Raw genomic sequence first — 22,688 nt, forward strand, 5'->3', positions numbered from 1 at the left:
CACTACTTACTCCGCTGCCGACCCACCCGCCTCGTGGCCGGAGAGCGTCAGATCCGCCCGCCGGGGCGCCGCGAAGCCCTCCAGGCCGGCACGGGTCAGGCCGGTCGCCTCGGACACCTCGTCGATGTCGAGGGCGCCACAGTCGAGGCCGCGCAGCAGATAGCCGCTGAGGGCCTTGGCCGTGGCGGGCTCGTCCATCACGTCGCCGCCGACGCGGCCCGCGTACCGGGACAGGCGGGCGGCGGCCTGTTCGTAGCCCTCGCGGTAGAAGGCGAAGACGGCCGCGTAGCGGGTGGGGATGTGGCCGGGGTGCATGTCCCAGCCCTGGTAGTAGGCGCGGGCGAGGGCGCGGCGGGTGAGGCCGTAGTGCAGGCGCCAGGCGTCGTGCACCTTCGGCGTCGGGCCGACCGGCAGGACGTTGGTGGAGCCGTCCGAGACGCGTACGCCGGTGCCGGCCGCCGCGACCTGCATGATCGCCTTGGCGTGGTCGGCGGCGGGGTGGTCGCTGGCCTGGTGGGCCGCGGAGACACCGAGGCAGGCGCTGTAGTCGAAGGTGCCGTAGTGCAGGCCGGTGGCGCGGCCCTCGGCGGCGTCGATCATGCGGGCGACGGTGGCGGTGCCGTCGGCGGCGAGGATGGACTGGCTGGTCTCGATCTGGATCTCGAAGCCGATCCGGCCGGGCTCCAGCCCTCGTGCCTTCTCGAAGGCTTCGAGGAGCCGCACCATGGCGGTGACCTGCTCGGCGTAGGTGACCTTGGGCAGGGTCAGGACGAGCCCGTCGGGCAGGCCGCCGGCCTCCAGGAGCCCGGTGAGGAAGATGTCGAGGGTGCGGATGCCCCGGTCGCGTACCGGCGCCTCCATGCACTTCATCCGGATCCCCATGTACGGAGCGGCCGTGCCCTTCGCGTACGCCTCGGCGATCAGCCGGGCGGCGCGGGCGGCGGCCTCGTCCTCCTCGGCGTCGGGGCGAGGCCCGTAGCCGTCCTCGAAGTCGACGCGCAGGTCCTCGATCGGCTCGCGCTCCAGCTTGGCCCGGACGCGGTCGTAGACGGGCCCGGCGAGGTCGTCACCCAGGCCGAGGACGGCGGCGAAGGAGGCGGCGTCGGGGGCGTGCTCGTCGAGGGCGGCGAGGGCGCGGTCGCCCCAGGCACGGATCGTGTCGGCGGCGAAGACGTCGCCGGGGACGTAGACGGTGTGCACGGGCTGGCGGGTGCCCGGGTCGCCCGGGTAGCGGCGTTCCAGCTCCGCGTCGACGGGGGCGAGGGAGGCGCTGATCTCCTCGCTGACGGCGCCCGCGAGACTCGTCACCACGTTCTCCTGCCGGCCCTGCCCCATTCCACGCCCTCCATCGTCCGCAATAATTCCGTCATACGGAATCAACAATCCGCATAACGAAGCTATCCGCCGGTCTTCCTCCCGGTCAACACCGTCTCGAAGTGCGATTCCCCATGTCCTTCCCCTGATCACTGCCGACCCGGCCATTTCTTCCGTATTCAGTAGGCAAGGTTCATCCTGACTCCCCAGGGGAGGAGATCGCGTGCCGAAAGAGGTCGGAGTGACGCGCCGCCAAGGACTCAGGTCCGCGGCGGCCGCCGCCATCGCCGTGCCGCTGCTGACCACGGCGGGCTCGTCGCAGCCCGCGTCCGTCGGCGAGTACGCGGGCGCCCTGAACGTGATGACGTTCAACGTGCGCTTCGCGACCGTCGTGGACAAGACACCGCGCTGGGCCGTGCGCCGCCCGGTGATGCGGGAGCTGCTGCGCCGCGAGCGACCGCATGTCATCGGCACGCAGGAGGGGCTCTACCAGCAGCTGCGCATGATCGAGAAGGATCTCGGCGGGCACTACGACTGGATCGGCACCGGCCGAGGGGGCGGCAGCAAGGACGAGTTCATGGCGATCTTCTACGACACCCGCAGACTCGACCCGATCGAGTTCGATCACTTCTGGCTGTCGGACACCCCGTACACGATCGCGTCCAATACCTGGGACGCGGACTGGCTGCGCATGGTGACCTGGGTCAGATTCGCCGATCTCGCCGACGGGGGGCGGGAGTTCTACGTCCTCAACACCCACCTGGACAGCGTCAGCCAGTACGCCCGGGAGCGTTCGGCGGGGCTCATCGGCGAGACGATGGCCGGATGGGACCCCTCGGCACCGGTCATCGTCACCGGCGACTTCAACGCGGCCGCCCACGACAACCGGGTGTACGACCTGATGCTGAAGAACGGGCTCGTGGACGCCTGGGACGCCGCGGCCTCGCGCAGCCCGGCGTACGGGACCTACCACGGCTACCGGGCGCTCAAGCCCGACGGCCGGCGCATCGACTGGATCCTCACCTCGCCCGGGGTGACCACGCACTGGGCGGCGATGAACACCTTCTCCAGGGACGGGATGTACCCGAGCGACCATCTGCCGGTGCAGGCCTCGCTGACCCTGGGATGAGCCGAGGCCCCCGTGACCGTTCGCGCGGTCGCGGGGGCCTCGGAGACTCGGAGGATCAGCCCTTGCGGGCCTTGATCTCCTCGGTGAGCTGGGGGACGACGTCGAAGAGGTCGCCGACGACGCCGTAGTCGACGAGGTCGAAGATCGGGGCCTCGGCGTCCTTGTTGACGGCCACGATCGTCTTCGAGGTCTGCATACCGGCCCGGTGCTGGATGGCGCCGGAGATGCCGGAGGCGATGTACAGCTGCGGGGATACGGACTTGCCGGTCTGGCCGACCTGGTTGGTGTGCGGGTACCAGCCCGCGTCCACCGCCGCACGCGAGGCGCCGACGGCCGCGCCGAGGGAGTCGGCGAGGGCCTCGATGATCGCGAAGTTCTCCGCGCCGTTGACGCCACGGCCACCGGAGACCACGATCGCGGCCTCGGTCAGCTCCGGACGCCCGGTCGACTCACGCGGGGTACGGCCGGTGACCTTGGTCCCGGTGGCCTGGGCGGAGAAGGTCACGTCCAGGGCCTCGACCGCGCCGGCGGCCGGGGCGGCCTCCACGGCGGCGGAGTTGGGCTTGACGGTGATGACCGGCGTGCCCTTGGAGACGCGGGACTTGGTGGTGAAGGAGGCGGCGAACACCGACTGGGTGGCCACCGGGCCCTCGTCGCCGGCCTCCAGGTCGACGGCGTCGGTGATGATGCCGGAGCCGATCCGCAGCGCGAGGCGGGCGGCGATCTCCTTGGCCTCGGCGGAGGAGGACACCAGCACCGCGGCCGGGGAGACGGCGGCGACGGCGGCCTGCAGCGCGTCGACCTTCGGTACGACCAGGTAGTCGGCGTACTCGGCGGCCTCGTGGGTGAGCACACGGGTCGCGCCGTGCTCGGCGAGGACGGCGGCGGTGTCGGCGGCACCCGCACCGAGCGCGACGGCGACCGGCTCGCCGATACGGCGGGCCAGGGTCAGCAGCTCCAGGGTGGGCTTGCGGACGGCACCGTCCGCGTGGTCGACGTAGACGAGAACTTCAGCCATGGGATTTGCTCTCCTGCTTGCGAAAGGATGAGGGGCGGTCGGCGACTGCGGAGCCTTAGATGAACTTCTGGCCCGCGAGGAACTCGGCGAGCTGCTTGCCGCCCTCGCCCTCGTCCTTGACGATCGTGCCCGCGGTACGGGCCGGACGCTCGGCCGCGCCGTCCACGACGGTGTACGCACCCTCCAGGCCGACCTCCTCGGCCTCGATGTCCAGGTCGGACAGGTCCCAGGACTGAACCGGCTTCTTCTTCGCCGCCATGATGCCCTTGAAAGAGGGGTAACGCGCCTCGCCCGACTGGTCGGTGACCGACACCACGGCCGGCAGGGACGCCTCCAGCTGCTCGGAAGCGGCGTCCCCGTCACGGCGGCCCTTGACCGTCCCGTCCTCGACCGAGACCTCGGACAGCAGGGTCACCTGCGGCACGCCCAGACGCTCCGCGAGCAGCGCCGGCACGACGCCCATGGTGCCGTCGGTGGACGCCATACCGGAGATCACCAGGTCGTAGCCGGCCTTCTCGATCGCCTTCGCCAGCACCAGCGAGGTACCAATGGCGTCCGTGCCGTGCACGTCGTCGTCCTCGACGTGGATCGCCTTGTCCGCACCCATCGACAGCGCCTTGCGCAGCGCGTCCTTGGCGTCCTCCGGACCCACCGTCAGGACCGTGACCTCGACATCGTCATCGGAGTTCTCCGAGATCTGCAACGCCTGCTCGACCGCGTACTCGTCCAGCTCGGAGAGCAGGCCGTCCACGTCGTCACGGTCGACGGTCAGGTCATCGGCGAAGTGCCGGTCGCCAGTGGCGTCGGGCACGTACTTCACAGTGACAACGATCCTCAAGCTCACGCCGGCTCTCCTACTGCATCGTCATTTCTGGGCTGCCTTCTTGCAGGCAGCATAGGCGCCTGAAGCGGCCGATCCCGATCGGGGCGACCCGCGCTCCGGTCGAAATATTACTCGCCAGTACGACACCTACGTTCCCGCATTCCGTGCCCGCTAAGCAAGCGCTTTGAACTGTGAGTTAGGCAACCCTGTGTAATCGTCCCGGAATCAGTCTCGCAGACCGCTGAAGCGACCCTGGTGGTACAGCAGCGGCCTCCCGGCGCCCGACGGGTCGCCCACGACCACCTCGGCGAGGACGATGCGGTGATCACCGGCCGGCACACGCGCCACCACCCGGCAGACCAGCCAGGCGAGCACGTCGTCGAGGACGGGAACTCCCTCCGGGCCGCTACGCCATCCGGTGGGCGCCCCGAACCGGTCGGCACCGCTGCGGGCGAAGGTGGCGGCCAGCTCCCGCTGGTGCTCCCCGAGTATGTGGACGCCCACGTGCTCCGCCGCGGAGATCGCCGGCCAGCTGGAGGCGCCGGTACCGATGCCGAACGAGAGCAGCGGGGGCTCGGCGGAGACCGAGGTGAGCGAGGTGGCGGTGAAGCCGACCGGGCCGGTGGCGTCCTGCGCGGTGATCACGGCGACGCCGGCGGCGTGCCGACGGAACACGGAGCGCAGGAGATCGGGGGAGGCGAGCTGGGGCGAACCGAGGCCGGAGATGGCCGTCATGGAGTTGTCCTTCTGCTGGAGTCGACGAGCTGGTCCGTTACTGCTCAGGATCCCGGACAGCGCGAACTCGCCGTGCGGACCAGGTCCACATGGACACGCTCGAAGAGAAGGAGTTCTCGGGGCACGGGGTCAGGCTGACGACAGGTGAGCCGCACAGTCAAGTGCGTTCCGACATGCGGTTTCACACGGCCTCGCCGAGGGCAGCGATCACATCCGCCTTGCGCGGCTGCCCGGTGGCCCTCCGTACGATGCGGCCGTCCGCGTCGAGGACGAGCACGGTCGGCGTCTTGAGGATGTCGAGGCGGCGTACGAGGTCGAGGTGTTCCTCGGCGTCGATCTCGACGTGGGAGACGCCGGGGACCATTCCGGCCACTTCGGTGAGCACCCGGCGGGTCGCCCGGCAGGGGGCGCAGAAGGCGCTGGAGAACTGGACGAGCGTGGCCCGTTCGCCGAGCGCCTCCCCCAATTCCGCCGCGCCCAGCCGCTTGTCGCCGTCCCGCCCGCGCACCCTGACCCTCCCGCTCCGCCGCCGATGCAGCACTCCGTAGGCGCTCGCCAGCGCGAGCACCAGCCCACACACCACAAGTCCGGTCACAGCGTGCTTCAGCGTTCACGAGACTGCAAAGATTCCCGGCTCCCCACGGAGATTGGCCTGCGGAATGCTTGACGCATGGACATCGATGTGAGGGGCCCGCGCTTCGGGGCGGCCGTGACGACCGTGGTGCTGGCGGTCGCGCTGATCACCGGCAGCGGCCAACTGCTGGGTTGGCAGACGTTCGTGTTCGCGCTGGGCGCGGCGGGCGGGGTCGGGTATTCGCCGTACGGCTGGGTCTTCCGCACGCTGGTGCGGCCCCGGATCGGGCCGCCCACGGAGTTCGAGGCGCCGGAGCCGCCGCGGTTCGCGCAGGCGGTCGGGCTGGCCTTCGCGGCGGCGGGCCTGGTCGGCTTCACGGCGGGGCCCGAGTGGCTGGGCATGGCGGCCACCGGCGCGGCGCTCGCGGCGGCTTTCCTGAACGCGGTGTTCGGGTACTGCCTGGGGTGCGAGATGTACCTGCTCGTCCGCCGGGTGACCGTACGCACGGAGTAAAGGCCAGGTGAAGTTCCGCAGTCGCTCATGTGGCCGACGTGACGAGAATCTCGCGCCCGGCCTGCGCCAGGGCTGGCTACTCGTGCGTTCTTGGGGCACGATCTGCGAGATGCCGTAAACCTACGGCTGCGTAACTTCCCGCCGGGAGCCCCCTTTCCCCGGCAGAGAGAAGGGTCCACTCCGCCCATGGCAGAGCTTGTCTACCGTCCCGCGGTCGGTCTCGCCCAAACCCTGTTCAAGGTGTGGGACCTGAAGATCGACTGCAAGGGTTCGGAGAACATCCCGCGCCAGGGCGGCGCCGTGCTGGTGAGCAATCACATCAGCTACCTGGACTTCATCTTCGACGGCCTGGCGGCGCTCCCGCAGAAGCGTCTGGTGCGCTTCATGGCCAAGGAGTCCGTGTTCCGGCACAAGATCTCCGGTCCGCTGATGCGCAACATGCGGCACATCCCGGTGGACCGCAAGCAGGGTGAGGCGGCCTACGCGCACGCGCTGGACTCGCTGCGCTCCGGCGAGATCATCGGCGTCTTCCCCGAGGCCACCATCTCGCAGTCGTTCACCCTGAAGAGCTTCAAGTCAGGTGCCGCGCGGCTGGCCCAGGAGGCGGGCGTCCCGCTGATCCCGATGGCCGTGTGGGGCACGCAGCGGCTGTGGACCAAGGGCCACCCGCGCAACTTCAAGCGCAGCCACATCCCGATCACCATCCGGGTCGGCGAGGCCATAGAGGCCTCCAAGGACAAGTACGCGGGCGCCATCACGCGCCAACTCCGCGAGCGTGTCCAGGAGTTGCTGGAGGCCGCCCAGCGCGCCTACCCCGTCCGCCCCAAGGGCCCGGACGACACCTGGTGGATGCCCGCCCACCTCGGCGGCACGGCCCCGACCCCGGAACAGGTCCGCGAGGCCGAGGCCCGCTGATCCACCCTCAGAGCGCCACTGGGAGCGTCTTCCAGAGGTACGGCCGGTCCGGGGCGGCCTGGAGGGCGCCGAGCACGGCCGGGTGCGGTTCGGCGTACAGGGCCGGGTAGTCCAGCTCGTCCGCCTTCGGGTCGGGCACCCAGGCCAGTCGCTCCCCCGTCAGGGAGAACTGGGCGTCGACGCCCGGTTTGTTGCCCCGGGGGTCCTGGCGGTGCCAGTGGCCGTTGAAGCGCACGGCGACCAGGCCGTGGACGGCGTGTCCGTCGCCGTCGTCGTGCGCCAGCCGCTGGTAGCAGAGCGCTGTGGGGATGTCCTCGGCGCGCAGCAGCGCCGCCAGCGCGTGGGCCTTGGCGTAGCAGATGCCGGTGCCCTGCTCCAGGACGTCGGAGGCGCGCCAGGTGACGCGCGGATCACCGGTGTCCTGCGAGTGCGGGATGGTGTCGCGGACGTATTCGAAGGCCACCCTTGCATAGTCATACGAGTCCACGGCCCCCTTGGCGAGATGCGCGGCCGTCTCGCGCACCCGGGGGTGGTGATGGTCGATGACCTCGTCGGCGGCCAGGTACGCGGACAGGTCAGAGTTTCGCTGAATCAGCTCCATGCCCGTGGAGCATAGGAAAACGATCACCCGAGAGTCAATGACTTTTCGGGTGATCGTATATTTATGCATCCGTCAGCGTGCCATCTCCTCCTTGAGCGCCGCCACGAACCCGTCCACGTCCTCCTCGGTCGTGTCGTAGGAGCACATCCAGCGGACGTCGCCGGCGGCCTCGTCCCAGAAGTAGAAGCGGTAGCGCTTCTGGAGGCGTTCGCTCACGTCGTGCGGCAGGCGGGCGAAGACGGCGTTGGCCCGCACCGGGTACAGGATCTCGACGCCGTGGACCGCGCGGACGCCCTCGGCGAGCCGCTGGGCCATCTCGTTGGAGTGGCGGGCGTTGCGCAGCCAGAGGTCCTTCGACAGCAGGGCCTCCAACTGCACCGACACGAAACGCATCTTGGAGGCGAGCTGCATGGACAGCTTGCGCAGGTGCTTCATGTGGCGGACGGCGTCCTGGTTGATGACGACGACGGCCTCGCCGAACATCGCGCCGTTCTTGGTGCCGCCCAGGGAGAGCAGGTCGACGCCGACCGCGTTGGTGAACGTCCGCATCGGGACGTTCAGGGAGGCGGCGGCGTTCGCTATCCGGGAGCCGTCCAGATGCACCTTCATGCCGTGCGCGTGGGCGTGGTCGCAGATCGCGCGGATCTCCTCGGGCGTGTACAGGGTGCCGAGTTCGGTGCTCTGGGTGATCGAGACGACCTGGGGCATCGCCCGGTGCTCGTCGTCCCAGCCGTAGGCCTGCCGGTCGATCAGCTCGGGGGTGAGCTTGCCGTCCGGTGTGGGCACGGTGAGCAGCTTCAGCCCTCCGACCCGTTCCGGCGCCCCGCACTCGTCGACGTGGATGTGCGCGCTCTCGGCGCAGATCACCGCGCCCCAGCGGTCGGTGACCGCCTGGAGCGCGACGACGTTGGCGCCGGTGCCGTTGAAGACGGGGAACGCCTCGGCGGTGGCGCCGAAGTGGCTGCGCACGATCCGCTGGAGGTTCTCCGTGTACTCGTCCTCGCCGTACGAGACCTGGTGCCCGCCGTTGGCCAGGGCGAGGGCGGCGAGCACCTCCGGGTGGACCCCCGCGTAGTTGTCGCTCGCGAAACCGCGGACCTCCGGGTCGTGATGACGGCGGGCGTCGGTCTTGGGAGGGTTCACGGCTTGTCGGTCAGCCACAGACGGTTTCCGTTCACTTCGGCGGCGGGCTTCTCCCAGACGCCGACGATGGCCTCGGCCAGGTCCTTGACGTCGGTGAAGCCGGCGAACTTCGCGTTGGGGCGGTCGGCGCGCATGGCGTCGTGCACCAACGCCTTCACGACCAGGATGGCAGCCGCCGAGGTGGGCCCGTCCGGCCCCCCGGCCTTGCGGAAGTAGTCGGCCGTGGCCAGCGTCCACGCCTCGGCGGCGGCCTTGGCGGCGGCGTAGGCGGCGTTGCCCGCGGTGGGCTTGCTGGCGCCGGCCGCGCTGATCAGGAGGTACCGTCCGCGCTCGCTGCGCTGCAGGGCCTCGTGGAAGGCGAGGGAGGTGTGCTGCACGGTGCGGATGAGCAGCATCTCCAGGAAGTCCCAGTCGTCGAGGCTGGTCCTGGTGAAGGTCTCGCTGCCGCGCCAGCCGCCGACGAGGTGGACGAGCCCGTCGACCCGGCCGAAGTCCTTCTCGACGCGGGTGGCCCAGTCGCGGGTGGACTTGAGGTCGAGCAGGTCGACCGTGTCGCCGACGACGGTGGCGCCGCCGTGCGCGTAGCGGGCCGCGTCCACGGCCTCGGAGAGCCGCTCGGGGTCGTTGTCGGAGCCGACGACGATCGCGCCCGCGTCGGCGAGCCGCAGCAGCGTCGCCCGGCCGGCGGGCCCGCCCGCGCCCGCCACCGCGATCACCGCGCCGCTCAGTGCACCGTTGCCGTTCTGCATGGTCTTCGCCTCCTGAGCAGCGACTGTCACGTCTGCGAATCGGGCACTCACGCGGCGGCCCGCTCGGCGTTCGCCGCGGTGATGCCCTTGGTGGAGGCGATCACGGTCTTCAGCTTCTTGGCGAGCGCCTCATAGAACATGCTGAGCGGAAACTCGTCCGGAAGCACGTCGTCGACGAGCTTTCGCGGCGGCTGCGTCAGATCCAGGGCGTCCGGGCCCTTGGCCCAGCGGGAGCCGGGGTGCGGGGCGAGGTAGTCGGCGACCAGCTCGTACCCGGCGAACCAGTGGACGAGTTTCGGGCGGTCGATGCCGTCGCGGTAGAGCTGCTCGATGTCGGCGCAGAGCTCGTTGGTGACCTGCGGGGCGCGCTGCCAGTCGATGTGCAGCTTGTTGTCGGTCCAGCGGACGACGTCGTGCTTGTGCAGGTAGGCGAAGAGAAGCTGCCCGCCGAGACCGTCGTAGTTGCGGACCCGCTCGCCGGTGACGGGGAAGCGGAACATGCGGTCGAAGAGCACGGCGTACTGCACGTCACGGGCCTGCGGGACGCCGTCCGCCTCCAGGTTCACGGCCTCCTTGAAGGCGGTGAGGTCGCAGCGCAGCTCTTCGAGCCCGTACATCCAGAACGGCTGGCGCTGCTTGATCATGAAGGGGTCGAAGGGCAGGTCACCGTGGCTGTGGGTGCGGTCGTGGACCATGTCCCACAGGACGAAGGCCTCCTCGCAACGCTTCTGGTCGTGGACCATCGCGGCGACGTCCTCGGGCAGGTCGAGGCCGAGGATGTCGACGGCGGCCTCGGTGACGCGCCGGAAGCGGGCGGCCTCGCGGTCGCAGAAGATGCCGCCCCAGGAGAAGCGGGCCGGGGCCTCCCGCACGGCGATGGTCTCCGGGAAGAGGACGGCCGAGTTGGTGTCGTAGCCGGCGGTGAAGTCCTCGAAGGTGATGCCGCAGAACAGCGGGTTGTCGTAGCGGGTGCGCTCCAGCTCGGCCAGCCAGTCGGGCCAGACCATGCGCAGCACGACCGCTTCGAGGTTGCGGTCGGGGTTGCCGTTCTGCGTGTACATCGGGAAGACGACCAGGTGCTGGAGGCCGTCCGCACGGTTGGCGGCAGGCTGGAAGGCCAGCAGAGAGTCGAGGAAGTCGGGCACCTTGAAGCCGTCGTCCGCCCAGCGCCGCAGGTCCTTGACGAGCGTCTCGTGGTACGCGGCGTCGTGCGGCAACAGCGGGGAGAGCGCCTGGACGGCCGTCATGACGTCCTGGACGGCCAGTTCGGCGTCGGCCGGATCGGGGGCGTGCTCGGCGTCGAAATCGATGGAGCCGTCCTTGGACTGCCATGGCCGGATCCGCTCCACGGCATCCTTGAGCACGGGCCAGGCCGGGTGCTCCACCACCCTACCTACCGGAGGAACTCCACCCTCCGCAGCCATCTGCACAAGAATTTCCGTCATGACCCATCCTCCACGGGAGAACCTTTCGTAGGGACACCGTATGTAGCGGAGGCTCTCCCCCGCAAGACCGATCTTGACCGCTCCCGCCGGAAATCCTCCCGCCACCCCCTCTACCTAACCGAGGAATCTCCTGCCACACGCGTCATGCATCACAATTCATGCACCCCGGCCTCCGTGGTGGGTCACCGGGGTCAACGCGTGCCGGACTCGCCCACTCAGGGATGACCCGATCCGTACGGGACGGGCGCGGAAACGGTCCTGTTCTCCGATGTGGCACGGCAGGACACGGCTCGAAAGGGCTCGTGCACGTACGGATGCATCGCACGGCGGGAGGACTACGCTGCGCCCAGCCGCGTGCCGCCCCTCCCCCGGACACGCGACCCGAGCCGCCGTCGACGGAAGCGAGTCAACCTTGAACTTCCTCACCATCGGTCACCGCGGAGTCATGGGCGTCGAGCCCGAGAACACCCTCCGTTCCTTCGTCGCCGCCGATCGCGCGGGCCTCGACGTCATCGAACTCGATCTGCATCTGAGCAAGGACGGCGCGCTCGTCGTCATGCACGACGCGGACGTGGACCGGACGACGGACGGCACGGGCCCGATCGCCGACAAGACCCTCGCCGAGCTGCGCGCCCTGGACGCGGGCCGCGGCGAGCGCATCCCCACCTTCGAGGAGGTCCTGGACGCGGTACGGGCACCGCTCCAGGCCGAGATCAAGGACACGGCAGCGGCCCGCGCCCTCGCCGAGGTCATGCACCGGCGCGACCTGGTGGGACGGGTCGAGGTGCTGTCGTTCCACGACCAGGCGGTCGCCGAGATCGCCCGGCTCGTGCCGGGCGTCCGCACGGCGCTGGTCGCCAGCCGCTACGGAACCGACGTCGTGGACCGTGCGGTGGCGGTGGGCGCCGCCACCCTCGTGCTGAACATCCGGCGGCTGACGCTGGAGGTCGTCGAGAAGGCCCGCAAGGCGAACCTGCGGATCATCGGCTGGGTGGTGAACACCCAGGACCATCTGCGGCTGGTCCGCGCGCTGCAGCTGGACGGCGCGACGACCGACTACCCGGACATCAAACGCACGGGCCGGTTCACGGCGTAACCCTCAGACGAGTTCCTTGACCAGCAGCTCGAACCGCAGGTCGTCCCTGAGCGGGATGCCGAAGCGCTCGTCGCCGTACGGGAACGGGATCATCCGTCCCGTACGGCGGTAGCCGCGCCGCTCGTACCAGGCGATGAGGTCGTTCCGTACGGAGATCACGGTCATGTGCATCTCCCGGGCGCCCCAGGTCTCGCGCGCGATCCGCTCGGCCTCGGCGATGATCACCTTGCCGAGACCGCCGCCCTGGAGGGCAGGGCTCACCGCGAACATGCCGAAGTAGGCGTGGTCACCCCGGTGTTCGAGCTGGCAGCAGGCGACGACCGTGCCCTCGCGCTCCACGGTGAGCAACCGGCTGTCGGGCGACTTGATGACCTCCAGGACCCCCTCGGGGTCGGTCCGCTGCCCGTCGAGAATCCCCGCCTCCGTGGTCCACCCGACCCTGCTGGACTCCCCGCGGTACGCCGACTCGATCAGCGCGACGAGCACGTCCACATCTCCATCGGCGGCATCTCGGAAGGTCAGGCCGGTGGCGGTGTCCATGGGGGCGCTCCTGACGGCTCATGGTGCGGCGCGAACAGGGAAGAGGGTAACCGCACAAGCGCCCCGAACGGGCGCGGGATCCGGCGCTCCCGGCGGAGCGCCTACGCTCGACACATGGTGCACGTACTCAGCAGCCGGACCCTGCTCCGCCCCACCGACCCCGAGCGCAGCCGCACCTTCTACGGCGAGAAGCTGGGGCTTCCCGTCTACCGGGAGTTCGGTACGGGCGACCACCGGGGCGTCGTGTACTTCCTCGGCGGCGGTTTCCTGGAGGTCGCCGGCCGCTCGGAGACGCCCCCGTCGCCCGCGCTGAAGCTGTGGCTGCAGGTGGCGGACGTGACGGCGGCGCACGAGGAGCTGCTGGCGGCCGGGGTTGAGGTGCGGCGGCCTCCCGTGCGGGAACCGTGGGGGCTGATCGAGATGTGGATCGCCGACCCGGACGGCACGGAGATCGTGCTGGTGGAGATCCCGGCGGACCACCCGCTGCGCTACCGGCCGGGCATCTGACGCGCCGCACCCCCGGTGGCCGGGGCCGGGGCGCGGGCATAGCGTGCTGGAAGGGGACTCCCGTGCCCGATTCCCTCTCGATCCCGACCCGATCCCCTCTCGATCCCCCCGATTCCCTCCCGATCCCCACCCGGAAGGAACGCCATGAAGCTCGACGAGCCGGTGACCGGCGGGCCCTGCTGGACCGAGCTGGGGACCAGCGATCTTGAGGCGGCCAAGCGGTTCTACACCGAGCTGTTCGGCTGGCGTCCGGAGACCGATCCGCGCCAGGAGGCCGGCGGTTACAGCATCGCGCACCTCGGTGACGCGGCGGTCGCCGCCCTCACGCCGCTGTACCAGGAGTCGCAGCCGGTGGCTTGGAACGTGTCGTTCGCGGTGAGCGACGCGGACGCGACGGCACGGGCGGTACGTGCGGCCGGCGGGACCGTCGTCCTGGATCCGATGGACGTCTTCGACATCGGGCGGTTCGCGGTGGCGCTCGACCCGGGCGGCGCGGCCTTCCAGCTGTGGCAGGCCCGCTCCTTCCCCGGTGCCGGGCTGTTCAACGCGCCGGGCGCGCTCGGCTGGGTGGAACTGCTGACCCGCGTGCCCGAGCAGGCGAAGGCCTTCTACACGACGGTGTTCGGCTGGAGCGTGACCGTCGGCGGGCCCTACACGCAGTGGGGCATCGAAGGCGCCGACTTCGGCGGCATGATCACCATGGACGAGAAGTTCCCGCACGAGGTGCCCTCGCACTGGCTGCCGTACTTCGCCGTCGAGGACGTCGACGACACGGCCCGGATCGCCGCCGAGGCGGGCGGCTCCCTCCTCATGGAGCCCACCTCGGTGCCGGAGGGCCCGCGCATCGCGGTGCTGCGGGACCCCCAAGGAGCCGTGTTCGGCGTGTACTTGGCGGGTGAGGAGGGTTGACGCCGGTCGGTCCCGCTTGCGTTGAAGCGCGCTCCACTTCCTAGCGTCGTACCCACGAACCGCTCGGAGGGGATGCAGAGGCGAGCCTGGAACTGCTGCGCACCGACCGGCTAGACGTGCCGTGGAAAGGTGCTCTGTGTCGGGGTGTCGGACTGGCCGGCGTGGGAGATCGCGCAGGCCAACACCCTGGCCGAGCTGCGGGGTTGGACGGCGTTCGCGGGCTCGCAGCTGCGCTACAACCTGCTGGAGCGCACCCCGGAGGGGCGGGTGGGCCCGGCACTGCGCAGCGGGGCGTCCTCGGCCTGCTGGAGGAGAGCGGCACAGCGGTTGACGGGCCGATGATCTCCATCGGGGCGGTGTCGAGACCGGGGTGCACCGTCTGCCACTGGCGCACCACCTTGGCGACCGTGTCCCCGAGAGCCGCGCCGCTCCCCGCCGCCCGCCCGTTGCCTGCCGTCATGCCGGCGCGTTGCCACGACGAGGGTCGAGGGGCAGCCGGTGTCTGCCTCGCTGTGGCGCCCGTCTGCGTGGCGCACTCCCGCGCGCTCCCCCGCGTACACCCTTGCGCTCGTATGCGCGCCATGGGGCACGGGCATGCCCTGACCGACTGTCCGACCTCACTCTCAGCACTGACCGACGTCGTCGAACGGGGAGGTGCGTGATGCACGGACCGGTATCGGCCGGCTGGCTGCTGGTCGCGCTGTGCGCGGTGACCGGGGGCTACTGCCTGCTGCGGATGCGCAGCGCCGTCGAGGAGCAGCGCCGGGCCGCGGGCGGTGAGGCGTTGATGGGGTTCGGCATGGCCGCGATGGCCGTGCCGGCGGCGGCCGTGGCGCCGCCGCGCTGGGCGTGGCTCGCCTACACGTTCGTGTTCGGCGCGGCGGCGCTGCGCGCGCTGTGGTCGGCCCGCACGAGTCGGCACCATCTGCATCACTCGGTGGGAGCGCTGGCGATGGTCTACATGGCCGCGGTGATGGTCGCGTCGCCGGGGGGCGGCCATGGCGGCGCGGGCCAGCCCCTGGTGACCGGGGTGCTCCTGGTGTACTTCGCCGGCTACGTGGTGTGGGCCGGCGTCCGGCTCATGCCCGTACCGGCGGCGGTGGGGGCTCGGGTGCCGGTGTCGTCGGCGACCGGCTGGGGGGACCGGCCGGAGCTGGCACGTGCCTGCCGGCTGTCCATGGGCATCGGGATGCTGGCCATGCTGCTGACGGTCTGACCGTCCCGGACGGCCGCGGCCGCGCGGCGGCGGGTGGTGCCGGCCGGGGGCTACGGGCGACGGGCGGTGCCGGTCGTGGGCCGTATGTGATCGTGGTCTGTGTCACTTCGGTGACTCGGCCCGTGTCGCCGCGGCCCGCCCCGCTCATAGGCTGCGCCTCATGATGGTCCCCGCGGCGTTGTTGCTGCTCGGCGCGCTGATCGCCGTCGTCGCCCCGCGGCTGCTCGCCCGGGCCGACTGGCCGGACCGCGAACCGGTGGTCGCCCTGTGGGCGTGGCAGTGCGTCGTGGCCGCGGTGCTGCTGTGCTGTGCGCTGGCGATGGCCCTGAGCGCGGCCGCCGCCTGGACGGCGGTGCGCGGGCGGGTGTTCGCGCCCGCGCCGGAGGGCGTCGTGGAGGCGTACGCGCTGGGCACCGGGGGCTCCTGGGCCGTGGGCACCGCCGTGGCGCTGGCGGGCGGCGGGCTGTGGACCGGGGCGATGCTGGTCCGCGAGGTCGTCCGGGCGCGGCGGCAACGGCGGCGGCAGCGGGCCGAAATCCGGCTGCGGGCACCGCGGTTGCCCGGCGAGGAGCCGGCCGGCGAGAGGCTCGTGGTGGTGGAGGGCGAGCGGCCGGACGCCTGGTGGCTGCCCGGGCCGGCGCCTCGACTGGTCATCACCACGGCCGCGTTGCGCCGGCTGGAGGGGCGGCAGGTGGACGCGGTGGTCGCGCATGAGCAGGGGCACGCGCGGGCGCGTCACCACTGGCTGCTGCGCTGTTCGGCGGCGCTGGCAGGTGGCTTCCCCCGGGTGCCGGTGTTCGCCGCGTTCCGCGGCGAGATGCACCGACTGGTCGAACTCGCCGCCGACGACACGGCCTCGCGCCGCCACGGCCGTCTCACCATCGCCCTCGCGCTCGTCGGCCTCAACGAGGACCGGGGGGTGTTCGGGCCCTGTCCGACCCCCGAGGACCATGTGCCGCAGCGGGTCGACCGGCTGCTGGCTCCCCCGGAGCGGCTCACGCCTGCCCGGCGGCTTCGGCTGACCGCGTGCGCGGCCCTGGTACCGGTCGTGCCGGTCCTGGTGGCTTTCGTCCCGGCCTTGCGGGCACTCGGTTCTTCGTGACATGGCAAAGAAGGGATCAAGAGCGGACCAAGAACAACGCGCGACGCGGAGAGTTTGCTCCGGTCGCGGGGCGTGACAGTGATCTCACGCCTCGATGTTGGCCCGAGGCCCCGGGAGTCGGCCAGGATCGCTGTATGCACACCCCCACCGTCGACTCGCCGCCCCACCGGCCGTCGACCCACCGCACCGCCCGCGTCGCCGCGGCCTTCGCGGCGCCCTCCGTCCTGCTGCTCGTCCTGGTCGCGCTGGCCTGGGCGCCCCTGATGTCGCTGGACGAGAGCATCGCGAACACCACACACCGCTGGGCCCTCGGCGAACCGGACGTCACGCACGCGTTCCGCGTCCTGACGGACTGGGTCTGGGACCCGGTGACGATGCGTCTGCTGGCCGCGGGCGCCGCGATCTGGCTGGTGTGGCGCCACCGGGAATGGTGGCTGGCCATCTGGCTGGCGGTCACCTGCGCGGTCGGCACGGCGGTCCAGCAGGGGCTGAAGGCGGCCGTCGGCCGGGAGCGGCCGGCGTGGCCCGACCCCGTCGACTCCGCCCACTACGCCGCGTTCCCCTCGGGCCACGCCATGACCGCCACGGTCGTCCTCGGTCTGCTGCTCTGGCTTCTCCGGCTGTACGGCGCCGGCCGCGCCGTCATGCGCGCAGCTCTGGTGGTGGCCGCGGTCTCCGTCGTCGGCGTCGGTCTCACCCGGATCTGGCTGGGCGTGCACTGGGCGTCGGACGTGGTGGGCGGCTGGCTCCTGGGCGGTCTGACCATCGCGTTGGCGGTGCTGACGTACGAGAAATGGCGCGCCGCGACACGCACTTGACCGGGTACGGGCGGGCACGAAGGATCTACGGCATGACGATCAAAGGCGTGCTGTTCGACTTCTCCGGCACCCTCTTCCGCGCCGAGTCCACCGAGTCCTGGCTCCGCGCGGGCCTGACCGAGGCCGGGCTCGTCCTGTCCGAGCCGGAGTTGGCCCGTACGGCCGAGGCCCTGGAGCGCGCGGGCGCGCTGCCGGGCGGAGCGCCCCCGGCCGAGCCGCCCACGGGCGAGCTGGGTGAGCTGTGGGCGGTGCGGGACCGGAGCGCCGAGCAGCACCGGGCCGCGTACACGGGGCTCTCCCGTCGGGTGACGCTCCCGGACGCGGCGCTCCACGACGCGCTGTACGACCGCCATATGACGCCGCTCGCCTGGAGCCCCTACCCGGACGCCGCCGAAGTCCTCGCCGCCCTGCGGGAGCGTGGGGTGGCCGTCGGTGTGGTGAGCAACATCGGCTGGGATCTGCGGCCGGTGTTCCGCGCGCACGGCCTCGATCCGTTCGTCGGCGCGTACGTGCTGTCGTACGAGCACGGCATCCAGAAGCCGGACCCGCGGCTGTTCGCCCTGGCCTGCGAGGCACTCGGTGTCGACGCGCGGGACACGCTGATGGTCGGCGACGACCGACGGGCCGACGGCGGGGCGGCGGCTCTGGGCTGCGCGGTGCGCTTCGTGGACCATCTGCCCGCCGCCGAACGGCCGCACGGGCTGCGGCCGGTGCTGGATCTGGTGGGCTGAGGCCGTCAGGCGCGGCCCCGGGCCCGGGGGCCGTGCCGGGTACCCGGGCCCCCGTTCGCCGATCGGCTGTTCGTCGCCGCTGGACGTCCGTCCCGGACCGTCCCCCGTGCGGCCCGGGACGAACAGCGGCCGGGCGGGATCACATAAAGTCGCCGCCCGGAGGCGCTGAGTATAGTTGGCCGACAGCCGGTCGACGCAGGAGTTACAGGATGTCCCCGAGCGGCGCCCCGGTCAATGAACAGGTGCGGCGGCGTTCCGGCACCGACTGCCGCCGGCCACGGTCGAGTTCCACGGGTGTCCCGCCGGTCCCCGAGGGGCCCGGCGGGACGTGCGACAGGGAGTCGTCGCGGTTCTTCTACCAGCCGAAGTAGTCCGGCTGCGTCTGCACGTTGAGTTCACGCAGGTGGACCCACTTGGCCGGGTCGGTCCGCCGGTCGTTGATCTTCAGGACGTCGAAGCCTTTCACCATGTCGTTCGAGTAGATGTAGCCGTTGTAGTAGTACGCCGACCACGCGCCGCCGCCGACGAGGGCGTCGGTGGAGATCGGACCCCGCTCGAAGTAGGCGATCTCCTTGGGCTTCGAGGAGTTGGTGAAGTCCCAGACGGAGACGCCGCCCTGGTACCAGGCCTGGACCATGATGTCCTTGCCCTTGACCGGGATCAGCGAGCCGTTGTGGGCGACGCAGTTCTCGGTGTCCGCCTGGTGGCGGGGGATCTTGTAGTAGCTCTTGAAGACGAGCTTGCGCTGGTCGCCCTTGCCGACGATGTCGTAGATGCCGTCGGCGCCGCGGTTCGGTCCGATCGCCTCGTTGCAGGTCGCCGCGCCGCCGCCGCCCAACTCGTCGGTGAAGACGACCTTGTTCGCCTTCTGGTTGAAGGTGGCGGAGTGCCAGAACGCGAAGTTCACGTTGTCCTGGACCTGGTCGATGACCTTGGGGTTCTCCGGGTCCTTGATGGAGAACAGGATGCCGTCACCCATGCAGGCACCGGCCGCCAGGTCCTTCGAGGGCAGCACCGTGATGTCGTGGCAGCCGGTGGTCTTGGAGACGCCGGGGTTGGTGGGCGAACCCGGGTTGCCGCCGCCGTCCGCGCCCTCACCGGGGAACAGGACGGGGAAGCCCACCACGGCCGCCTTCTCCGGGGACTTGCGCGGCACCTTGATGATGGAGATGCCGTCGTGCGGCGGCTGGCAGTCGGGGAACGCGGCGTTCGGGGAGTACGAGGAGACGTACACGTAGACGTTCTTGCGCTCGGGCACCAGCGTGTGGGTGTGCGAGCCGCAGGCCGTCTCGACGGCGGCGACGTACTTGGGGTTCCGCTTGTCGCTGATGTCGAAGATCTTCATGCCCTCCCACGACGACTTCTCGCTCGCGGGCTGGGTGGTGCTGTTGCAGGAGTTGTCGCTGCGCGAGGAGTCGGTGGACAGGAAGAGCAGGTCGCCGGAGACGGAGATGTCGTTCTGCGAGCCCGGGCAGAGCACCTGGGCGACGGTCTTGGGCGCCTTCGGGTTGCTGATGTCGAAGACGCGGAAGCCGTCGTAGTTCCCGGCGTAGGCGTACTTGCCCTGGAAGGCGAGGTCCGAGTTGGTTCCGGGCAGCGCCTCCTTGGGGATGTTCGTCAGGTGCTGGATGTTGGCGGAGTGGACGATCTCGTCCTGGCCGGGTATCTCGCCGGCGGCTATCGCCGCCCGCGCCTCGGCGGCGTCGCTCTTGGAGACCTCCTTCTGCTTGGCGGGTGTGTCCCCCGGGTCGGGGGTCGCGGCCGCCGGGCCTGCTGTGAGCAGCGCGGCCAGGAGACCGGCCGCAGTGGCGGCGACTCCCAGACGTCTGCGCCGCGTCCGAAGGTTGTTCAACAGGGTCACTGTGTCCTCCCGTGTGGCCGTTCGCAGTCGAACGGTTCAGGCACCTCCGAAGTATCGTCTTCATCATGCACAGATCAACAGACGGCAATGTATTTGTAACGAACAAATTTGATCACGCGCACGTGAAAGCGTGTTAGGAACGTTCGTCAACACTCACGAGGTGTACGTCCGTTCCCGTGTCCCAGGAGGTCACTGTGCTCGTCCGCCGCACATCCCGCGCGTCGCTGGTCACGGCCTCGCTGACGGTCGCTCTGCTCGTGCTCGCGGGCTGCGACTCGGGGTCGGACGCCGCCCCCGACGGCGGTTCCGCCAAGTCGAGCGGACCCGCGGTGATCGCCCCCGGAAAACCCGGTGAGGCCGCTCAAACCCTCTCGCCGGAGGAGGTCGAGAAGCAGAGAGCGGAAGACGACTCTCCGAATTCCGCGGACTTCGACTACGCGCGCATGATGATCGCGCACCACACCCAGGCCCTGGAGATGACCGAACTCGCCCCCGACCGTGCGAAGTCGGCACAGGTGAAGCGGATCGCCGAGCGCATCTCGGCCGCGCAGAAGCCGGAGATCGCGGCCATGGAGGGCTGGCTGAAGGCCAACGACGGTGACGAGCGGGGCACTTCGCACGACCACGAGGAGATGGCCGGCATGGCGACCGAGGCACAGCTGAAGGAACTGGGCGCGCTCGACGGGGAGAAGTTCGACCAGCTCTTCCTGAAACTGATGATCACCCATCACGAGGGAGCGATCACCATGGCCACGGATGTGAAGGCACAGGGCAACAACATCCTGATCGAGGAGATGGCCGACGACGTGATCGCCCAGCAGGCGACCGAGATCAGCCGGATGCGCGACCTGACGAAGTAGTCCGGCGCCTCTTTCCCGGGCGTCTCAGCGCCGGGCGTGACGGGGGCCCAGCAGGCCCTCGTCACGCGCGCCGGCGATCAGCCGGAGCGACGTGCGGCGGCTGTGCCCGGTCGCGCACATCACCGCGAGCACCGGGTCGCAGCCGGATCGCTGCGCCGCCAGATACTCCTCGGCCACGAGCCTCCGCCCCTCCACTCCGCGCGGCCACGCGGGCCGCGCCCGACGGCCGGTTCCGTGCGGGGAGGCGCACGACAGTTCCTCCTCGGACTCCGGCGCGGCCCCGCACGCCGCGCACAGCGGGCCCTCGATCCAGTCGGCGAGCTCCGCCAGATCGTCCAGGGACAGCGGCGGCTGGGCGCGTACGTCCTCCAGCGACAGCCGCCCCTCGCTGACCACGGCGAGCATCTCGACCCCGGCCCCGTCCGGGAAGGCCAGCCGGGCGTTGAACCAGACCGTGGCGCCGTCGTCCTCCCGCACCTCCCACGCCGGACGCACGGACACCGCGCCGTCCCGCCAGTGGCGATCGGAAAGATTGAGAAAGGTCGCTTCCGGCACCTACGCAACGTAAGCGCATGATCACATTCACTGCGCACAGCCACGCGTGCCGGGGACGCACGGCACCCCGACGGCGCAGCGGCACCGCCCTCGTCCTCCGCGCCCCTCCCCCTGTCCGCTCCGCGGTGCGATCCTTGAGGCATCAGCGATCTCCTCGCGTAAGGAGTTCCGCCGTGCTGCGTGTCGCCGTCGTCGGTTCGGGGCCGAGCGGGTGCTACACCGCCCAGAGCCTCGTCCAGCAGGATCCCGAGGTGTTCGTCGACGTGCTGGACCGGCTGCCGTGCCCGTACGGCCTGGTCCGGTACGGGGTGGCACCGGACCACGAGAAGATCAAGTCGCTGCAGAACAATCTGCGCGCCGTGCTGGAGCACGAGCGGGTGCGGTTCCTCGGCGGTGTCCAGGTGGGTCCGGACGGGGTGCCGGCCGCCCGGCTGCGGGAGCTGTACCACGCGGTCGTCTACTGCGTGGGCGCCGCCACCGACCGCCGGCTCGGCATCCCGGGTGAGGAGTTGCGGGGCAGCTGGTCGGCGACCGAGTTCGTCTCCTGGTACAGCGCGCATCCCGACGCCGTCGCGGACGGTTTCGTCCTCGGCGCACGGACCGCCGTGGTCATCGGCGTCGGCAACGTCGCCGTGGACGTCACCCGTATGCTCGCGCGCGGCGCGACCGAGCTGAGCCCCACCGACATGCCCCACGCCGCGCTCACCTCCCTCGCCGCCAGCGAGGTCACCCAGGTCCACATGGTGGGCCGCCGCGGCCCCTCCCAGGCCCGCTTCACCACCAAGGAGCTGCGCGAGCTGGGCACCCTCCCGGACACTCAGGTCACCGTCAACCCGGCCGAGTTGGAGATGGACCCCGACTACGTCGACCCGTCGTCCCTGCCCGCCGCCCAACGCCGCAACGTCGAGGTCCTGCGCGGCTGGGCGACCGCGCCCGCCCCGTCCGGCCGCCACCGCATCCGCCTGCGCTTCTTCCTCCGCCCCGTCGAACTCCTCGCCGACGGCGACCGCGTCCGCGGCGTCCGCCTGGAGCGCACCGCGCCCGACGGTCACGGCGGCCTGACCGGCACCGGCCGGTACGAGGAGATCGAGGCCCAACTGGTCCTCCGCTCGGTCGGCTACCGAGGCGTCCCCATGGACGGCCTCCCCTTCGACACCGCCCACGGCACGGTCCCCCATCTCGCCGGACGCGTCCTGCGAGAAGGTGTCCCGTCGCCGGGCGAGTACGTCGCCGGCTGGATCAAGCGGGGCCCGACCGGAGTGATCGGCACCAACCGCCCCTGCGCCAAGGAGACGGCGACCTCACTGCTGGAGGACGCGCCGGCGCTGGCGGGCAGGACGGTTCCGGACGATCCGGTGGCGGCCCTGAGGGCGGAAGGCCGCACACCGGTCGAATGGTCGGGCTGGCAGTCGATTGAGCGGGCGGAGGCGGAGCTGGGGGCGTCCCTGGGCAGGCACGTGGTGAAGCTCCCGACCTGGGAGTCCCTCCTGACCGCCGCGCACCGCAGCGCCCCCTGAGGGGCGCGGGCAATGCT

The 22,688-nt window shown here is 70.8% G+C and carries 24 protein-coding genes and 1 pseudogene; 12 read left to right on the forward strand and 13 right to left on the reverse strand.

The annotated features are described in order from the left end of the window. Nucleotides 1-6: 6 nt before the first annotated feature. Complete coding sequence (locus ACWD26_RS27775) at nucleotides 7-1,335, reverse strand: DUF6986 family protein (RefSeq protein WP_451274638.1); 1,329 nt, start codon at nucleotides 1,333-1,335, stop codon at nucleotides 7-9. 202 nt (nucleotides 1,336-1,537) lie between these two features. Here ACWD26_RS27775 and ACWD26_RS27780 point away from each other — a divergent pair, with 202 nt between their 5' ends. Further along, entirely contained in the window at nucleotides 1,538-2,443 is a 906-nt protein-coding gene (locus ACWD26_RS27780) for an endonuclease/exonuclease/phosphatase family protein (protein WP_451274640.1), read from the forward strand. A 55-nt stretch (nucleotides 2,444-2,498) separates the two neighbouring features. Here ACWD26_RS27780 and ACWD26_RS27785 read toward each other — a convergent pair whose 3' ends face one another. The 4 genes from ACWD26_RS27785 to ACWD26_RS27800 all read right to left on the reverse strand — a co-directional run bounded on the left by ACWD26_RS27785 (nucleotide 2,499) and on the right by ACWD26_RS27800 (nucleotide 5,614). Further along, entirely contained in the window at nucleotides 2,499-3,461 is a 963-nt protein-coding gene (locus ACWD26_RS27785) for an electron transfer flavoprotein subunit alpha/FixB family protein (protein WP_451274642.1), read from the reverse strand. 55 nt (nucleotides 3,462-3,516) lie between these two features. After that, nucleotides 3,517-4,305 carry an electron transfer flavoprotein subunit beta/FixA family protein gene (locus ACWD26_RS27790; RefSeq protein ID WP_451274644.1) on the reverse strand — a complete coding sequence of 263 codons (789 nt, stop codon included), beginning with the start codon at nucleotides 4,303-4,305 and terminating at the stop codon, nucleotides 3,517-3,519. 204 nt (nucleotides 4,306-4,509) lie between these two features. Continuing rightward, entirely contained in the window at nucleotides 4,510-5,019 is a 510-nt protein-coding gene (locus ACWD26_RS27795; protein WP_451274646.1) for a flavin reductase family protein, read from the reverse strand. Nucleotides 5,020-5,200: 181 nt separating this feature from the next. Continuing rightward, nucleotides 5,201-5,614: a thioredoxin family protein gene (locus tag ACWD26_RS27800; protein WP_451274648.1), complete on the reverse strand. Its 414-nt coding sequence runs from the start codon at nucleotides 5,612-5,614 to the stop codon at nucleotides 5,201-5,203. Nucleotides 5,615-5,689: 75 nt separating this feature from the next. Here ACWD26_RS27800 and ACWD26_RS27805 point away from each other — a divergent pair, with 75 nt between their 5' ends. After that, the gene (locus ACWD26_RS27805; RefSeq protein ID WP_451274650.1) at nucleotides 5,690-6,106 is read left to right on the forward strand and encodes a DUF4395 domain-containing protein; all 417 of its coding nucleotides are present in this window, start codon (nucleotides 5,690-5,692) and stop codon (nucleotides 6,104-6,106) included. A gap of 186 nt (nucleotides 6,107-6,292) precedes the next feature. Then, nucleotides 6,293-7,021, forward strand: coding sequence for a lysophospholipid acyltransferase family protein (locus ACWD26_RS27810; RefSeq protein ID WP_451274652.1), 729 nt, complete (start codon nucleotides 6,293-6,295; stop codon nucleotides 7,019-7,021). A 7-nt stretch (nucleotides 7,022-7,028) separates the two neighbouring features. Here the strand turns inward: ACWD26_RS27810 and ACWD26_RS27815 are convergent, their stop codons facing one another. The 4 genes from ACWD26_RS27815 to ACWD26_RS27830 form a co-directional block, all read right to left on the reverse strand. After that, on the reverse strand, nucleotides 7,029-7,622 hold the full coding sequence (locus ACWD26_RS27815) for a transglutaminase domain-containing protein (RefSeq protein WP_451274654.1): 594 nt from the start codon (nucleotides 7,620-7,622) through the stop codon (nucleotides 7,029-7,031). A gap of 72 nt (nucleotides 7,623-7,694) precedes the next feature. Beyond that, the gene (locus ACWD26_RS27820; protein ID WP_451274655.1) at nucleotides 7,695-8,765 is read right to left on the reverse strand and encodes a threonine aldolase family protein; all 1,071 of its coding nucleotides are present in this window, start codon (nucleotides 8,763-8,765) and stop codon (nucleotides 7,695-7,697) included. Beyond that, a complete protein-coding gene (locus ACWD26_RS27825) occupies nucleotides 8,762-9,514 on the reverse strand; it encodes an SDR family NAD(P)-dependent oxidoreductase (protein ID WP_451274766.1) in 753 nt (250 codons plus the stop codon). Before ACWD26_RS27825 ends, ACWD26_RS27820 begins: the two co-directional genes overlap by 4 nt. A gap of 47 nt (nucleotides 9,515-9,561) precedes the next feature. Further along, nucleotides 9,562-10,959: a DUF6421 family protein gene (locus ACWD26_RS27830; protein ID WP_451274657.1), complete on the reverse strand. Its 1,398-nt coding sequence runs from the start codon at nucleotides 10,957-10,959 to the stop codon at nucleotides 9,562-9,564. Nucleotides 10,960-11,371: 412 nt separating this feature from the next. On the opposite strand from ACWD26_RS27830, the gene ACWD26_RS27835 reads away from it, so the two are divergent. Further along, nucleotides 11,372-12,055 carry a glycerophosphodiester phosphodiesterase gene (locus tag ACWD26_RS27835; protein WP_451274659.1) on the forward strand — a complete coding sequence of 228 codons (684 nt, stop codon included), beginning with the start codon at nucleotides 11,372-11,374 and terminating at the stop codon, nucleotides 12,053-12,055. A gap of 3 nt (nucleotides 12,056-12,058) precedes the next feature. Here ACWD26_RS27835 and ACWD26_RS27840 read toward each other — a convergent pair whose 3' ends face one another. Further along, complete coding sequence (locus ACWD26_RS27840; protein ID WP_451274661.1) at nucleotides 12,059-12,595, reverse strand: GNAT family N-acetyltransferase; 537 nt, start codon at nucleotides 12,593-12,595, stop codon at nucleotides 12,059-12,061. A gap of 114 nt (nucleotides 12,596-12,709) precedes the next feature. Between ACWD26_RS27840 and ACWD26_RS27845 the strand changes: the two genes are divergently transcribed. Together ACWD26_RS27845 and ACWD26_RS27850 are read left to right on the forward strand one after the other, a co-directional pair. Beyond that, nucleotides 12,710-13,102 (forward strand): VOC family protein, encoded by a 393-nt coding sequence (locus tag ACWD26_RS27845; RefSeq protein ID WP_451274663.1) that lies wholly within the window; start codon nucleotides 12,710-12,712, stop codon nucleotides 13,100-13,102. A gap of 144 nt (nucleotides 13,103-13,246) precedes the next feature. Further along, nucleotides 13,247-14,011, forward strand: coding sequence for a VOC family protein (locus ACWD26_RS27850; RefSeq protein WP_451274665.1), 765 nt, complete (start codon nucleotides 13,247-13,249; stop codon nucleotides 14,009-14,011). 260 nt (nucleotides 14,012-14,271) lie between these two features. Here the strand turns inward: ACWD26_RS27850 and ACWD26_RS27855 are convergent. Continuing rightward, nucleotides 14,272-14,471, reverse strand: a pseudogene (locus tag ACWD26_RS27855) (MarR family transcriptional regulator); the annotation flags it as partial. A gap of 201 nt (nucleotides 14,472-14,672) precedes the next feature. On the opposite strand from ACWD26_RS27855, the gene ACWD26_RS27860 reads away from it, so the two are divergent. The 4 genes from ACWD26_RS27860 to ACWD26_RS27875 all read left to right on the forward strand — a co-directional run bounded on the left by ACWD26_RS27860 (nucleotide 14,673) and on the right by ACWD26_RS27875 (nucleotide 17,878). Continuing rightward, nucleotides 14,673-15,227: a DUF5134 domain-containing protein gene (locus ACWD26_RS27860; RefSeq protein WP_451274667.1), complete on the forward strand. Its 555-nt coding sequence runs from the start codon at nucleotides 14,673-14,675 to the stop codon at nucleotides 15,225-15,227. A gap of 160 nt (nucleotides 15,228-15,387) precedes the next feature. Then, the gene (locus ACWD26_RS27865; RefSeq protein WP_451274669.1) at nucleotides 15,388-16,329 is read left to right on the forward strand and encodes a M56 family metallopeptidase; all 942 of its coding nucleotides are present in this window, start codon (nucleotides 15,388-15,390) and stop codon (nucleotides 16,327-16,329) included. Nucleotides 16,330-16,463: 134 nt separating this feature from the next. Then, a complete protein-coding gene (locus ACWD26_RS27870; RefSeq protein WP_451274671.1) occupies nucleotides 16,464-17,147 on the forward strand; it encodes a phosphatase PAP2 family protein in 684 nt (227 codons plus the stop codon). Nucleotides 17,148-17,179: 32 nt separating this feature from the next. Further along, complete coding sequence (locus ACWD26_RS27875) at nucleotides 17,180-17,878, forward strand: HAD family hydrolase (protein WP_451274673.1); 699 nt, start codon at nucleotides 17,180-17,182, stop codon at nucleotides 17,876-17,878. Nucleotides 17,879-18,233: 355 nt separating this feature from the next. On the opposite strand, the gene ACWD26_RS27880 is transcribed toward ACWD26_RS27875, so the two are convergent. Further along, nucleotides 18,234-19,739 (reverse strand): LVIVD repeat-containing protein, encoded by a 1,506-nt coding sequence (locus tag ACWD26_RS27880; RefSeq protein ID WP_451274675.1) that lies wholly within the window; start codon nucleotides 19,737-19,739, stop codon nucleotides 18,234-18,236. A 194-nt stretch (nucleotides 19,740-19,933) separates the two neighbouring features. On the opposite strand from ACWD26_RS27880, the gene ACWD26_RS27885 reads away from it, so the two are divergent. Next, nucleotides 19,934-20,599: a DUF305 domain-containing protein gene (locus tag ACWD26_RS27885; protein WP_451274767.1), complete on the forward strand. Its 666-nt coding sequence runs from the start codon at nucleotides 19,934-19,936 to the stop codon at nucleotides 20,597-20,599. A gap of 24 nt (nucleotides 20,600-20,623) precedes the next feature. Here ACWD26_RS27885 and ACWD26_RS27890 read toward each other — a convergent pair whose 3' ends face one another. Next, nucleotides 20,624-21,100, reverse strand: coding sequence for a DUF6214 family protein (locus ACWD26_RS27890; protein ID WP_451274768.1), 477 nt, complete (start codon nucleotides 21,098-21,100; stop codon nucleotides 20,624-20,626). 227 nt (nucleotides 21,101-21,327) lie between these two features. Between ACWD26_RS27890 and ACWD26_RS27895 the strand changes: the two genes are divergently transcribed. Then, the gene (locus ACWD26_RS27895; RefSeq protein ID WP_451274677.1) at nucleotides 21,328-22,671 is read left to right on the forward strand and encodes an FAD-dependent oxidoreductase; all 1,344 of its coding nucleotides are present in this window, start codon (nucleotides 21,328-21,330) and stop codon (nucleotides 22,669-22,671) included. Nucleotides 22,672-22,688: the final 17 nt, after the last annotated feature.

It is taken from the genome of Streptomyces sp. NPDC002787 (genome assembly GCF_053592095.1).